The organism is Marivirga tractuosa DSM 4126 (genome assembly GCF_000183425.1).
Lineage (GTDB): Bacteria > Bacteroidota > Bacteroidia > Cytophagales > Cyclobacteriaceae > Marivirga > Marivirga tractuosa.
Genome location: NC_014759.1, coordinates 3,620,509 through 3,634,535, shown reverse-complemented (window position 1 = coordinate 3,634,535; position 14,027 = coordinate 3,620,509). Strand labels below are relative to the sequence as shown.

The following is a 14,027-nucleotide window of genomic DNA, read 5'->3' as shown; positions in this document are numbered from 1 at the left end:
TTTATAAACTGTTTTAAGGCAGAAAAGTTAAACTCATGTCTTTGTCTAGCATCCAGCCAGTTATGCTGTAACGCTTCTTGTAAGACATCAAAACCTCATGCTCTAGTTCACTTCTAAAAAGTAATAAACGCCCTGCTAGCGGTTGAATTACTTCGGTTTTACCATCCAAATAAATTGCCAATTCCCCACCATCTCCTTCTTGCCAATTTCTGTTGAGGTACAAAACAAATGAAATCACCCGATGTGCATTCTGCTGAAAGCGATCTACATGCCTTTTATAAAAGGTATTCTCTGGATATATTGCAAAATGGGTTTCGAAGTCTCTTAAACCCAGATAACAGGTTTCGTTCAAGCGCGTTTTAAGCCGTTCAATTTCATCCAGTAGTTTCAACACAACTGCATTCTCATTATTTCTATCTAGCCATTGGATATAATCGCCCCTGATACTTTTATCCAATTGGAATAATGCTTGTTTTCCTATTCCTGCCTTTTTGAAATCCCCCGTATTACTAGCCTCGTCAGCTATTGAGACTAGTTCTTTTACATCTTCGTTTGGAATAAAATCATCCCAAATAAAATACCCTGCATCGCTTAATTGATCGATTGCAAGACTTAATTTTTCACTACTATTCATTTAACGGCAAAAATACATAATAAACTTGTTAAGTTGATAAAATAATTAGCTAACGTTATGTATAATTGCAGAAAAAACTTGAAAGTCATATAACCGTAGTTAACAATGGAGTAAAGATTTGTAAATCTTAATATCATTTCAGCCAAACCTAAGAACTTTTTAAAGTGGTAATATTTATGTCTTCAGTAAGAAGTGACGCTGTTTTATATTTTGATTTTCATTTCAAATTGGCTAATAATCCTAACGATATAATTGCATTTTTGAACCAATTTGAAAATGCTGAAATCAATCAAAGTGAATTTTACGGAAAGGTAAAATTCCAAACCATCATGGACATTCTGAATCAGAATAAGCAGTTAGCTGGAAAAGAAGAAGCTTTTCAGAAAGAGCTGGATGGAATGTTTAACGAAATAAAACTAGAAATCTGCAGAAGATTGAGAGTGCTTTTAGCATTTGAGGCACTAACTGGAACTCCTAAAGAAGATTGGCAGAAGCTAAAAGTTTTTAACTCAATGCTGCTGGACCTAAAACAACAAGGTCTTTTCGAAATGATTAAGAACTTGATGAATGAAAATAACATCAACTTAGGTAAGAGGTTCGCTTTGGAAGAAAAATATAAACCATTTACTCCTAATTTAAATGGCAAAATAAGTCAAAACCATATCAAAACTCAATTAAAATCAGATCATGAAAATATTAAATGCAGTTTTGACATCTGGTTAAATTCATTGGAATTTGAAAAAGTTTTCAAGAATAAAAATGAAGACAAACAAAAAATTGAGACGAAAGAACTACCTGAAGAATTAATTTACGAAAAAATCGTTCCCAAGATCATTGATGGTAACTCCCTAAACTTTAATACTGATAATCATAACAAGGATAAATACCAAGAAATATTTAATCTAAAAAACTACTACCTCAACAGAGAGGCTAAATAAAACTACTTACCTTCCATTAGGGAGATTTCATCTTTCTTAAGCTTATCAACTATCAAACTGCTGGCACCAATAATAGGGGCAGACTGATTTTGTAATTGTGAAGAAATCACCCTTACCCTACCTTTAAAAACTGGCATTAGGTTTAATTCCAAATGCTCTTTTACTGGATTGAAAATCAAATCGCCTGCTTGTGACAAACCACCAAAAATAAATATTGCCTCTGGATCAGTATGTATTACCGTATCAGCCAACTTGGTACCTAAAATCCTTCCTGTATACTCAAAAGCCTGCTTAGCAATAATATCGCCCTTTAATGCATATTTTGTAATCATTTCTGGACTCAGTTCATCAAAACTTACCGACCTCAGTGCACTATCTTCAGTATAATCCGCTAAAAGCTTGTAAATAGTTCTCTTAATCCCAGTAGCAGAAACATAAGTTTCTAAACAGCCACGCTTTCCACAGCCACAAAACCGACCATTTCCGTAAGTCACTGTAGTATGCCCCAGCTCGCCTGCAAATCCATTAGCACCATTCACTAACTGACCATTGCTTACAATTCCAGCTCCTAGGCCAGTCCCAAGCGTGATCACAATAAAATCTTTCATGCCTTTAGCACCACCAAATATCATTTCCCCTACAGCAGCAGCATTGGCATCGTTGGTGACAACGGTTGGCACATCAAATTCATCTTCCAAAGTTTTTGCTAGAGGTAAAATGCCCTTCCATCTTAAATTAGGTGCATGTTCAATGGTTCCTTTGTGGTAATTAGCATTTGGAGCTCCCACTCCTATTCCAATTAATTGATGTTTTTCTGGGTCTAAACCTTTACGGATTTCATCTGAAAGCAAATGAATATAATCAGCAAAAACTGCTTCCGTTTGGGTTGGAATAGCACCTTGATATAAAACCTTACCATCTAAAGATACAATTCCAAATTTTGTTCCAGTGCCCCCTATGTCAATCCCAATGCTAACTTTCATACTACTAAATATTTAAAAATTGCCCTGCCTATTTCATAAGCTAGCAATATCAATTTTTATAATGTTTCTTAATTAAATAACTGACCAATAAATCTATTGGTTCTTCTACGAATATGCCTTTAATCAATTGATGTTCTTCCAGCACCTCATTTACTACTTCTTCAAAGAAGTGAGGAACAGAACCAACAAAATGGACAGGAAGGTTTTCGTAATTTTTTATACTGCAGATATAAGTTTCAACAAATTCGGTAATGCTTTGCTTAACCATCGCTTTAAGATAGGGATGATCAATACGCTCCTTAATAAACTGACTAAAACTGCTCAAATAAACATTTGCATAAGGTTTTATGTAAACATTTAGCAAGATCTCTTCTTTATCAATTCGGAATTCTTGTTCTAAATCTCGAGCAATTTCAGGTGGCAATTGTTTCTTTAAAAACTTACTTAGGAGCATTTTTCCAAAATGACTCCTACTGCCTTCATCACCTAAAATAAAATCCATTCCACTTACTTCCTGACGAACAATATCTCCATCAAAATGACAAGCGTTTGAACCTGTTCCCATTAAAGCAGTGATGGAAGGCTCACCATTAAAAGTTGCAAAAGCTGCTGCTACTATATCTTCTTTAACATATAGATGAGATTTATTGAAAACCATGGACAAGCCTCTTTCCACCATTGAAGCAAAATGCTTGCTTGAACAACCTGCACCAAAATAATAAACAACTTCTATTTCTGATTTACGATCTAGAATATCGGAGCCTAGCGATTTTGCAATGTCACTGATGGCTACATCGTCCATAAAGAAAGGATTCATGCCTTTAGTACTTTTTCTAACTAAAGTTTTGTTGGCATCAACTAATTGCCAATCGCATTTTGTGGAACCGCTGGTACCTATTAGTATCATAATTTATATTGATAAGATTTTAGCAATTCGTAAATCGTCCTTATGGATATCTTTAGGCTGATTCATAATGTCATCAAATTTATTAAATATTATATCATGATGTCGAATGCCAACCATGGCATCTGTTTTTCCTTGATCTAAACCTTCAATTGCAGCAACGCCCATTTTACTTGCCAACAACCTGTCAAAATAGGTAGGTGTGCCTCCTCTTTGAAGATGACCTAATATAGTCACTTTTGTGTCAAAATAAGAAGATTTTTCTTTGACTTTTTCGGCAATTTCCATGGCTGAACCTGACTTACCGCCTTCTGCCACAATTACCAGACTAGAAGTTTTGTTCTTTTTACCACCCTTATTTAATTTCTCCACTAGTTCGTCAATGGATGTTTCCTCTTCGGGAATAATAATGGAAACCGCACCTCCTGCAATTCCACTACTAATGGCAATATAACCAGAATCACGACCCATCACTTCAATAAAAAACAAACGGTTGTGCGACAAGGCAGTATCTCGGATTTTATCTATTGCCTCCACTGCAGTATTGGTAGCTGTATCATAACCAATGGTATAATCGGTTCCGGGAATATCATTATCAATGGTGCCCGGAATACAAATATATGGCATACCATGTTCCAAATACAAATGATGCATTCCTGTAAAAGAACCATCGCCACCAATTCCAATTAAGGCATCAATATTACTTTTTTTCAATTGCTCGAAGGCCTTTTTCCTACCCTCTGGTGTTCTGAATTCTTTTGATCGTGCTGATTTCAGCATAGTACCCCCTCTTTGCAAAATATTTGCCACAGAGCGAACATCCATTTCTTCAAAATCACCTTCTATCATCCCTTCATATCCGCGATATATCCCTACTATTTCTTTATTATAATAAATACCTGCTCTTACTACAGCACGTATGGCAGCATTCATTCCTGGAGCATCACCCCCAGAGGTAAAAACACCTATTCGATTTATCTTATTCATCTAAAAAAATTGTTCAGCCCGCCAAAGATAGTGTAATACGTACACTTACCCAATAGTATTTTATTATCTTTGCAATACTAATTGAATAGAAAAATGTCAGAATTCCATTACAATCCGCATATTTCAGTTGATTGCGTCATTTTTGGCTTTGATGATGAAAAGATCAATATTTTATTGATAAAGAGAAAGCAAGAAAGAGAAAATGTTTACGCATTACCTGGAGATTTAGTCCAAAAGGGTGAAGATCTGGACGTAGCTGCTGCCCGTGTTCTTTACGAACTTACGGGCATGGAAAATTTATACCTAGAGCAGTTTAAAACTTTTGGCTCACCGGACAGGACATCAGATCCTGTGGATGTGGAATGGATAAAATCTATAAGGGAACATCCAGAAGCCAGGGTTATCACCGTTGCCTATAACTCACTAGTGAAAACTGAAGACTTTGACTACCGACCTTCTTCTTTTGCTGAAGAAGTACTGTGGCATCCTATAGAAAAGCCTCAAAAGCTAGGTTTTGATCATAATGAAATTGCCAACACAGGTTGGGCTATGCTGAGAGAAAAAATAAAAAGAGAGCCTATTATAGCATTTTCTTTATTGCCTGAAAAATTCACTTTAAGACAATTGCAAACGCTTTATGAAGCAATAGTTGGCCAAGAATTGGATAAAAGAAATTTTAGGAAACGGATGTTGAGAAACCGATTCTTAGTACCGATGAATGAGAAGGAAACTGGTGTATCGCATAAACCAGCTCAATATTATCGTTTTGATGATGAGATTTATAAAGAAGAATTCGCTAAAGATCAGTGGTTTTTATTCTGAAAATTTTGATAGCCAAAGGCTATGCTTTTTTAACCACAAAGATTCTGTGTTGAAAACCAAATGATTTTTCATTAAATTTACAATTAGGAAAACAAATCAAGAGCGGACTTGATCCAGCTCGGTTAGGGCGGCCTCTTGGGGCTGCTCTAATAAAAATTTATCTTTGCAATATTCTGGATTATATCTTTCTTCTTTTTTCCATAGTGTATAGATCAGTATCAGCAATTTTCTTTGCACGGCCACATAGCTTTTCATTTTAATCTTTTGTCTGTCGAACAGACGGTTATAAAAATTACTTAATGGCTCATCATGTTGGACTGCCGTTAATGCTGGGAAGTAGAGTGCTTTTCTAATATGTTTATTTCCTTTGTGGGAAATTCTAGCTTTGGTGTTAACCGATGTTCCAGATTGTTTGTTGTTGATGTCATAACCGGCATAACATACCAATTGACGGCTGTTTCTGATAAGGTTAAAGCCATTTGTTTCTGCTATTACAATGGTTGCTGTAATAAAGCCAACTCCTTTTAGGGAGCATATGTAATTAATTTTCTTTTTTAACCATGGGGTTTGATCGACTATGTCTTTCATTTGAGTTTCTACTTGGTCAATCAGCTTATCCAAGAACTTAATGTGTTGCTTGGCTCTTTTTAATGTAAACTTATCGACTTCTGCCATGTGTTCTTTGGCATGTTGTTGGTTCTTGGCCCTGGTTCTTTCATTGAGTAATTGCTCTCGTTCTCTGCTCAGACCTTTTAATTTCAATAAAGAGGCATCTGGTTTTGTCCAGTTGTCTATCTTTTTTAATAACCCAAATTCAGCGATGTGCCTTGCACTGATTTTATCGTCTATGCGTCTCACATCAGTGCTACGGCCATAATTAGCTACTTTGTTGGGCAGAACAACGGCAAGTTCAAAACCATTATCGTAAAGCGCGTAAGCCAATTGCTCATGATAAACACCTGTTGCTTCCATGACTACTTGAAGAGGAAGATCATTAAGTTGATGTCTTTTAACCCAATTCATCAATTTCTTAATATCCTTTTTGGTATTGGCAAACTGACCACTTGATACAATTTTTAATTCAAAATCCTCTTGGAGGGTCATCAAAACAACATCCAGAGCATCCATTGAAACATCGATTCCACAGCATTGTCTAAGTACTTTCATGGCTTTAAAGTTTAGTTCCACAATAGCAATAAGATACTCTTCTGGCTCCTGTCTCGTGTTAATACAAGATATTTCAATTGATGAAATTCTTTTGATTCTGGTTCGGAATTTAAAAAGAGTAAAAACAAAGTGAGGAATATCTTTGCGAGAACATAGCTCTTAGCTTGTTTGTTCACAAATACTGCTCTCACTTTGCCTAATTGCTTTATTAAAAATACTTATATTTTTAATAATTCTTGAACATACGAGATTATCTAAGTTAAACTCAAAGTTTCACAAAGAAGGTTAGTCTATGTCAGACATTCTACTAAACCAGCCATTTTTGCAATCTGCTTTTTCTAGTCTTAGAAATTAATATTTATTGATAAAGTTAGTCTATGTCGGACATTTTATTGACACAGTTAGATATTTTGCGATAACCCAACTGATTAATGTCCGACATTTGCAATGTCTGACATTAATCAGTTTATTATTTTTTATGACTGTAAACATTCGAGAAAACAAAGGGTGGAATAGAGTGAAAATTTAATCAGATGTGAATAGTTTTATTTAATTTTCGGTAAATTAAAATATCCTAAATGATTTAATTATGTGTGGCATAGCTGGGGTTTGGTCAAAAAATGGTGCTTTGGAAAAAGATAAATTTGACAGTGCCCTCAATTTAATGCTTCACCGCGGACCAGATGAAAGCCACTCTATCAAAACCGCTCGGGCAAACCTCGGCACTCAAAGATTAAAAATCATCGGACTTGAAAGTGGACAACAGCCTCTTAGCGATAACCTAGGACATTACTTGGCTTTCAATGGCGCTATTTACAATTATGCTGAAATTTCTAATTCAATTGATTTCAATTCTCAATCCGATACTGAAATTCTTTTTCAACTTATTTTAAAAGCTGGAGTTCAGGGCGCACTAGAATCGTTGAGGGGAATGTTTGCCTTTGCATTTTACGATGAAAAGGAAGATAGTGTATTGTTGGCTAGGGACAGAATGGGCCAAAAGCCTTTATATTATTACCAAGATGAAAACTATCTGCTTTTTGCATCTGAGCTAAAGAGTTTGAAACGCTTAATGGAATTAATTGATATTAAAGCAATAATTAACAAAAATGCGATATTTCATTATTTGTGTTTCTCCAATATTCCAGAGCCCTCAACAATCTATAAAAATGTTTTTGCCCTTCCTCCTGCTCATTACTTAAAATATAAAAATGGAAAAGCAATTACCGAAGCATATTGGCAACATCAATATTTACCAAAAGAGAATATCTCATTTGACCAAGCAAAGAAAAAAACACAGCTTGCAATTGAAGATTCAGTCAGAATAAGATTAAGGGCAGATGTTAAAAAAGGTTTGTTTTTATCTGGAGGTTGGGACAGCTCAGTAATTGCCTATGAAGCTTCTAAACATGAGCAAAACCTTCAGGCATTTACGGTGGAATATCCATTTCAAACCACGCAAAATGAAAGCAAAATCGCTAAAGAAACAGCCAACCAATTTGGCTTAAACCACCAGATGATAAAAATTGATAAAAGTCCCTTATCAATACTCGAAAAATCAATCAGGACTTTTGACCAACCATTGGCTGACAGTAGTGCTCTACCCAATTTAGCAATAGCAGAAGCAGCTTCTCAGCATGTTAAAGTAATGCTCAATGGAGATGGAGGAGATGAACTTTTCGGGGGTTATAGAAGATATTTTACCGCTAAAAACATTCACTATTTAGCCTTTACAAAATATTTACAATCTCTTCTTCCAATTGGAAAGAGGCGATCAAAACTGGGCTTTCTAAATAGAATTTCGAGAATTTCAGCATTACCCGCTTCTGAACGATATTTATTATACACAACTGATATGTTTCAGGACGCTGATATTTCATCTTTCTGGAACGACCCAAATGAAGCCAAGACCTCCTCTTTAGATCTGTTAAAAAAACATTTTAAGCACGAAATTTCAAGCCTTGACCAATTAATGAATTGGGATAGAAATTTCAATTTGCTTTCGGGCATTTTAGCAAAAATGGATCGGGCAAGTATGGCCTATTCGATAGAATCTCGATCGCCATTTTTAGATCATCAATTATTCGAAATCACAAATCAGTTACCTGACTCATTCAGAATTTCAGGCTTTAGCAGAAAACATTTACTAAAATCAATCTATAGCAATAAATTACCTTCATCAGTAACACAAGCAACAAAGACTTCTTTTGAAGCACCACTGGATAATTGGCTAAAACATGATTTTAAAGAGCTATTGAAAGATTTGCTTTATAATCCTCAAGCTAAAATCTATAACTATATTAATTATACTGAAATCATGATGTTGATGAAGGGTGTAAAATATCAGGAAAGGAATACTGATTATATGATTTATGCCTTGTTAGTTCTCGAAATGTGGCTTCAAGAGCACAACTAAAATTCTTGAGATTAAGCAATTCTCCTTTTCCTTCGGGAATAAGTAATCAACTTTTAAATTTTAACCACAAAGGACAGCCTTAGGCTGTTTTTATTTAACCACAATGATTCTCTTGGAATTTTCACAAAGTACACAAAGTAACAGCTAAAGCTGTTGACCAATTTTTACTAATTTGAGTTTGACTCCCGACTTAACAGTACGGGACAGGTTTTGTGGTTAAAGTGATAGTAGCCTTTGGCTACTTTTTGTATTCGTTTCCTTTTGTGGTGAAAAAATGTTTTGATTTTATAGCAGTGGAGAGAAGGATTATGGGATAAAGCTTAATAAAACTTAGTTTTGTTAATTTGAGCGATCGACTAATCATAAAACATTTGAATATTCAGAAAACTTTAGCAAAATTCGAGTATGAGTTACAAAGAATTTGATCCGAAATCCATCAAAACCCCGGAATTGCATGGCATATTATTAGGAGCTATCGCCCCTAGACCTATCGCTTTTGCAAGCACAATCGACAAAGAAGGGAAAGTAAATTTAAGTCCATTTAGTTTCTTTAACGTTTTTGGGTCGAATCCACCGACTTTAATCTTCTCGCCAGCCAGAAGAGGCAGAGATAATACCACAAAACATTCTTATGAAAATGTGAAAGAGGTGGCTGAAGTAGTGATCAATATTGCTAATTACCCTATGGTAGAACAAATGTCATTGGCTTCTACTGAATATGATAAAGGGGTTAACGAATTTGTGAAAGCAGGTTTTACAGAAGCTAAATCAACTAAAGTTAAGCCTCCTAGAGTTGCTGAATCGCCTGTTGCCTTTGAATGTAAAGTAAAGCAAGTGATAGAAACGGGAAAAGATGGTGGGGCCGGTAATCTCGTGATCTGTGAGGTAATCCATATCCATCTCAATGAAGAAATTTTAGATGAAAATGGCAAAATTGATCCTTTCAAATTGGATCCTATAGGAAGATTAGGAGGGAATTGGTATAGCCGTTCTAAGAAAGCACTTTTTGAAGTAGAAAAACCGTTGCAAAAACTTGGAATTGGAGTGGATGCTTTGCCTGAAGAGATAAAAAACAGTGACGTCTTATCAGGGAATGACTTAGGGAAATTAGGTAATGTAGAGAAAATTCCTGAAGCTTCAGAATTAGAAGGGCTTTTAATCTCTGTTACATGCGATAAAAACGATAAAGATGATTTGCATAAAATAGCTCATCAATTACTGGAAGAAAACAAAGTAATGGAAGCCTGGAAAGTTCTATTGAAACCCTAAATAACTTTAGAAAGGATCCTGATCGAACTTTAATCTAGATTGACCATCTTTAACAGCATAAGCTATGCAGTAGGGATGGGCTTCCAGATTGACTCCTTTTATGCTAAGGGTAAGTTGGAAATCTGAAACACTATTTTCCAAAAAATAGAAAACCTCGGTGGTTCCATATTTGGTATGAGGTAATAAATCTGCATGCTTCTTCATTTCTGACCACAAAGTATCTTCAATGGAATATACATATACTCGATGAACTGGGCCTGTGTTATTTTTATTTCTTTCGAAGGCCAGTTCCTTGAAATTACCTTCCAGTGAATTAATATTTTCGGTTTCAAACAAGGAGTAGAATATCAATCCAATAACAACTGCCGAAATCATTAAAATTATCTTTCTCATATGTATTTTCTTAATTAGTTGGAATTGAAAAAATTTACCACTTATGTATTAAACGAATCAAATATAAACTTTATGGTTCTTAATATTTTAGTTTATTTGTTTTAAATATTAAATTAAACCTATGTTAAACTTTAAAACTACTTTATTGAAATGAAATTTAATACCAAAAACAACCTTGACAGAGTTATATGTAAGACAGAGTATCAGGAAGAGAATAATTGGATTTTTTGCGATTGGGAAGGTTATGCCAATGTTGACGCCATAAAAAGCTGGGGCCTAGATTTTACTGATTTAGTTAAAAAAACAAAATGTCCGTATTTGTTAAATGATGACAGTAAATCAACAGGTCCGTGGACTCAAGCGATGGATTGGATTGAATCAGTATTGATTCCTAAAGTTATTGAAGCCGGACTTAAATATTACGCTCACGTAGTATCTCAAAACACTTTTTCAGAAATGTCTGCCAAAGAATTAAACATGAACATAGGCGGACATTTGGAAATGGCAACATTTAAGACCGTTGAAGAAGCCAAAGAATGGTTGAAATCGAAACAAGCATAAACAAGCAAATCTGAAAAAGTAAGCTTTTCAAAATATAAAAGGCTTACTTTTTTTCTTTAATATGAACTTCGCACCGCTGATTTGAAATTAATTCCTTTTGCTTTTCAAAAGTGAAAGCTGACTTTTCTGCTTCCATTTGTTCTTGATAGCCCTTTCTTAATTGTTTTCTTTTAACGGCTTCTGCAAATCGCCTCACATCATCTTTCGTATTTAAAATTAGCGAGGGAACAGTCATTAGACCGCCATCATCATTTTTAGCCACCATAGTAAAATAACTGGTATTGGTGTGCTTTACCAAGCCAGTTTTCACATTTTCTGCTATCACTTTAATACCAATAACCATACTGGAATTACCTACATAATTTACTGATGCCATCATCGAAACTAATTCCCCTACCTCCACTGGCTGAAGGAAATCTACATTATCAACTGATACTGTCACACAATAAGCGCCACTATGCTTGGTAGCCGTTGCATATGCAACCTTATCCATTAAAGAAAGAAGGATACCACCATGAATTTTACCTCCGAAATTGGCATAAGAAGGAATCATCAATTCCGTGATGGTTGTTCTTGAATTTTCAGCAGATTTAGCTTTCATGGTTTAAAGATTGTTAGGATTACTATTTTAATGAATAAATATATGCAAAGGAAAAATCTAAACGCAGCACATCCCAAAATTTCAGCATAGAAAATCAATATAGAACAGACATTATGTTATGCCATGGTTAAAATCAAATATGCTGATCCACCAAAATCGTATTTCCATCCGGATCAGTAATAACAAAATGAGCAGGTCCGCTTTCACCAGCTTCGGTTTTCTGGTCAAACTGAACTCCTTTACTTTCTAAATCTTGCTCTATTGTTCTTACATCATCATAACTTTCAATTTCGTTACCATTAGTGTCCCATCCAGGATTAAAGGTCAAAATATTATTTTCAAACATGCCTTGAAACAAGCCAATTAAAGAATCCTCATTTTTCATGATAAGATAATTCTTCTCTAAATCCCCACTCAATACAGAGAAACCTAATTTCTCATAAAATGCTTTCGATAATTTAATATCTTTAACTGCTAAACTCACTGAAAATGCTCCTAATTTCATAGTCCTAGTTTTATGTTTACGAAATTAATTTAGCTAAAAAATCTGGAATTATAACATTAATATAATGCCTAAAATGAAAGGAGACTTTAGAAGAATAAGAGAAAATCTGAACCGATAAAATATGCTTTATAAGATTTTCATTTTCAGTGTGTCAAGTTGGAATAGATAAGCAAAATCAGACTTTTTGCTATAAAACATACTAAAACCCAAGTCTCTTGCTATTCTAATTGTTAAATACTCAGATGAACTTTAGCATTGCCTTGAAATAATCAATAGGTTTCCTAAGCCTCACTTTTAAACCCGTAGAACTATTTGTTTTTCTCTCCTAATTGCTCCACTTTCCTCAGCCATTTAGCTCTGAATTTTTCAGAAGATTGTTTTATAGGCCCTATTGATGTTATTTTCACTGACCTCACACCTACAAATTCCATAGTCAATTTTTTCATAGCCTTATGGCTTGGAGCCCCATTATAAATTGAATAATACCAAGCTGGTTGATCCATGGTACAAATCAATCTTGATGTCTTTCCTTTTAAATACTTATCCCACCACAGAGAGTCTTCTCTAATTTTGAATGCAAAACCTGGCAACAAAACACGATCCAGAAAGCCCTTCATAATTGCAGGGACTGAACCCCACCAGACTGGATAAACCCAGACTATATGATCAGCCCATTTTAAGTTGATTTGAGCTTCTAATAAATCGGGTTCTAGCTCAGTTCTTTTTCGGTATCCAAATTTCAGATTAGGATTAAAATCTAACTCTCTAATTTTAATTTCTCGAAGTTCAGCACCTGATCTTTCCACACCTGTTTTATACGCTTGTGACAAGCCAAAATTGAAGCTTTCCTCATCAGGGTGCCCGTTTATAAGTAGAATTTTCTTTTGGTTCATTTAGTTGATGTTTTTTTGAGTGCTTGTAATCAAAACTTAAACTTAGTATTTGCTCAGTTTGATAAGGTTTAAATCTAGACCTCAGTACGTTGAATTCTTAAGAATTGATATAGTTTTTTAAACCATATAAGCCTTTGACCTTTTCAATGTCAGCTGTCTCTCCAATTTCATAAAAATATTTAAGTTGCCATTTTTGAGTTCGTTCAGCTTGTTTACTTTTAGCTACATCCCAAATAGGATAAACCCGAATCGCTCTTTTACCTCCTTTTTTGCTTGAGGAAATTATCTCTTTTTCAATTAGTACTGATTTAGGAAAAACAAATTGTCCGGAGTTATCTCCAGCCTTAACATTCACTACGAGTAAATCAAATGGATCAGTTTCATGATAAGGTTCTATAGGCCCATTCCCACATCGCTTCCAAAAAGTAACAAATTGACCTGCTTTCTTGGGTGTTAATTTTGCACTTCTACTGATAACATTTAACTCATTCAATTTAAACCCACAAGCGTCATAATCTTCGCTTTCTTTCTCGGTTTTAAAATCTGAAAGTTGAAAACCACATTTATCGTAAATGCTGTTTTTGATAGATTCTAGGTTGTGGTTCATTGGTTCTTTTCTGACTAATTGCGAATATACTCTAAATTCCGTTTTATTTGAAATAGTGCATTATTTGTAGGTCAATATAATTTGAACAATAGCTAGTTAATCATTCGGTTTTAACAGCCTATCCGTTTAGCTCTTAAGTTTATGAGTAAATAGCTTTACGAGATTCATCCGATGCTTTAAGATAGTTACCCAGTATTTGTTGATCTTCCAAGGAATAACAATCTGATTTTTAAATCAAATTACTGCTTAAAAAGTGTAAACCATGTCCCTTTAACTTTTGTAAACGATGTCTCTTTACCTTACCCATCTATGTTGAGCCTTTAAATCGGAAGCAGAAGGAAGTGTGA

General features: G+C 34.7%; 15 protein-coding genes. 5 read left to right on the top strand and 10 right to left on the bottom strand.

Annotation, left to right across the window (positions count from 1 at the left end):
- Positions 1–13: 13 nt before the first annotated feature.
- Positions 14–634 (bottom strand): 2OG-Fe(II) oxygenase, encoded by a 621-nt coding sequence (locus FTRAC_RS15440; RefSeq protein ID WP_013455204.1) that lies wholly within the window; start codon positions 632–634, stop codon positions 14–16.
- A gap of 176 nt (positions 635–810) precedes the next feature.
- Between FTRAC_RS15440 and FTRAC_RS15435 the strand changes: the two genes are divergently transcribed.
- Complete coding sequence (locus FTRAC_RS15435; RefSeq protein ID WP_013455203.1) at positions 811–1,572, top strand: hypothetical protein; 762 nt, start codon at positions 811–813, stop codon at positions 1,570–1,572.
- A 2-nt stretch (positions 1,573–1,574) separates the two neighbouring features.
- Here FTRAC_RS15435 and FTRAC_RS15430 read toward each other — a convergent pair whose 3' ends face one another.
- From FTRAC_RS15430 to pfkA, 3 genes are read right to left on the bottom strand one after another with little or no spacing between them, the layout of a single operon-like run.
- The gene (locus FTRAC_RS15430; protein WP_013455202.1) at positions 1,575–2,555 is read right to left on the bottom strand and encodes an ROK family protein; all 981 of its coding nucleotides are present in this window, start codon (positions 2,553–2,555) and stop codon (positions 1,575–1,577) included.
- Positions 2,556–2,604: 49 nt separating this feature from the next.
- Positions 2,605–3,462, bottom strand: a complete 858-nt coding sequence (locus FTRAC_RS15425; protein ID WP_013455201.1) for an N-acetylglucosamine kinase — start codon at positions 3,460–3,462, stop codon at positions 2,605–2,607.
- Between the two features lie 3 nt (positions 3,463–3,465).
- The gene (gene pfkA / locus FTRAC_RS15420) at positions 3,466–4,446 is read right to left on the bottom strand and encodes a 6-phosphofructokinase (RefSeq protein ID WP_013455200.1); all 981 of its coding nucleotides are present in this window, start codon (positions 4,444–4,446) and stop codon (positions 3,466–3,468) included.
- A 93-nt stretch (positions 4,447–4,539) separates the two neighbouring features.
- Here pfkA and FTRAC_RS15415 point away from each other — a divergent pair, with 93 nt between their 5' ends.
- Positions 4,540–5,268: an NUDIX hydrolase gene (locus FTRAC_RS15415; protein WP_013455199.1), complete on the top strand. Its 729-nt coding sequence runs from the start codon at positions 4,540–4,542 to the stop codon at positions 5,266–5,268.
- A gap of 96 nt (positions 5,269–5,364) precedes the next feature.
- Here the strand turns inward: FTRAC_RS15415 and FTRAC_RS15410 are convergent, their stop codons facing one another.
- On the bottom strand, positions 5,365–6,435 hold the full coding sequence (locus FTRAC_RS15410) for an IS110 family RNA-guided transposase (protein ID WP_013452716.1): 1,071 nt from the start codon (positions 6,433–6,435) through the stop codon (positions 5,365–5,367).
- 589 nt (positions 6,436–7,024) lie between these two features.
- On the opposite strand from FTRAC_RS15410, the gene asnB reads away from it, so the two are divergent.
- Together asnB and FTRAC_RS15400 are read left to right on the top strand one after the other, a co-directional pair.
- Positions 7,025–8,851: an asparagine synthase (glutamine-hydrolyzing) gene (asnB, locus tag FTRAC_RS15405; RefSeq protein ID WP_013455198.1), complete on the top strand. Its 1,827-nt coding sequence runs from the start codon at positions 7,025–7,027 to the stop codon at positions 8,849–8,851.
- A gap of 405 nt (positions 8,852–9,256) precedes the next feature.
- The gene (locus FTRAC_RS15400; protein ID WP_013455197.1) at positions 9,257–10,120 is read left to right on the top strand and encodes a flavin reductase family protein; all 864 of its coding nucleotides are present in this window, start codon (positions 9,257–9,259) and stop codon (positions 10,118–10,120) included.
- Between the two features lie 6 nt (positions 10,121–10,126).
- Here the strand turns inward: FTRAC_RS15400 and FTRAC_RS15395 are convergent, their stop codons facing one another.
- Positions 10,127–10,513 carry a hypothetical protein gene (locus FTRAC_RS15395; RefSeq protein ID WP_013455196.1) on the bottom strand — a complete coding sequence of 129 codons (387 nt, stop codon included), beginning with the start codon at positions 10,511–10,513 and terminating at the stop codon, positions 10,127–10,129.
- Positions 10,514–10,663: 150 nt separating this feature from the next.
- Here FTRAC_RS15395 and FTRAC_RS19430 point away from each other — a divergent pair, with 150 nt between their 5' ends.
- On the top strand, positions 10,664–11,074 hold the full coding sequence (locus FTRAC_RS19430) for a hypothetical protein (RefSeq protein WP_013455195.1): 411 nt from the start codon (positions 10,664–10,666) through the stop codon (positions 11,072–11,074).
- A 43-nt stretch (positions 11,075–11,117) separates the two neighbouring features.
- Here FTRAC_RS19430 and FTRAC_RS15385 read toward each other — a convergent pair whose 3' ends face one another.
- From FTRAC_RS15385 to FTRAC_RS15370, 4 genes are all read right to left on the bottom strand, one after another.
- Positions 11,118–11,675, bottom strand: coding sequence for an acyl-CoA thioesterase (locus FTRAC_RS15385; protein ID WP_013455194.1), 558 nt, complete (start codon positions 11,673–11,675; stop codon positions 11,118–11,120).
- A gap of 133 nt (positions 11,676–11,808) precedes the next feature.
- A complete protein-coding gene (locus tag FTRAC_RS15380) occupies positions 11,809–12,180 on the bottom strand; it encodes a VOC family protein (RefSeq protein ID WP_013455193.1) in 372 nt (123 codons plus the stop codon).
- Between the two features lie 308 nt (positions 12,181–12,488).
- On the bottom strand, positions 12,489–13,073 hold the full coding sequence (locus FTRAC_RS15375; protein ID WP_013455192.1) for an NAD(P)H-dependent oxidoreductase: 585 nt from the start codon (positions 13,071–13,073) through the stop codon (positions 12,489–12,491).
- Positions 13,074–13,170: 97 nt separating this feature from the next.
- The gene (locus tag FTRAC_RS15370; protein ID WP_013455191.1) at positions 13,171–13,680 is read right to left on the bottom strand and encodes a MepB family protein; all 510 of its coding nucleotides are present in this window, start codon (positions 13,678–13,680) and stop codon (positions 13,171–13,173) included.
- Between the last annotated feature and the right edge of the window lie 347 nt (positions 13,681–14,027).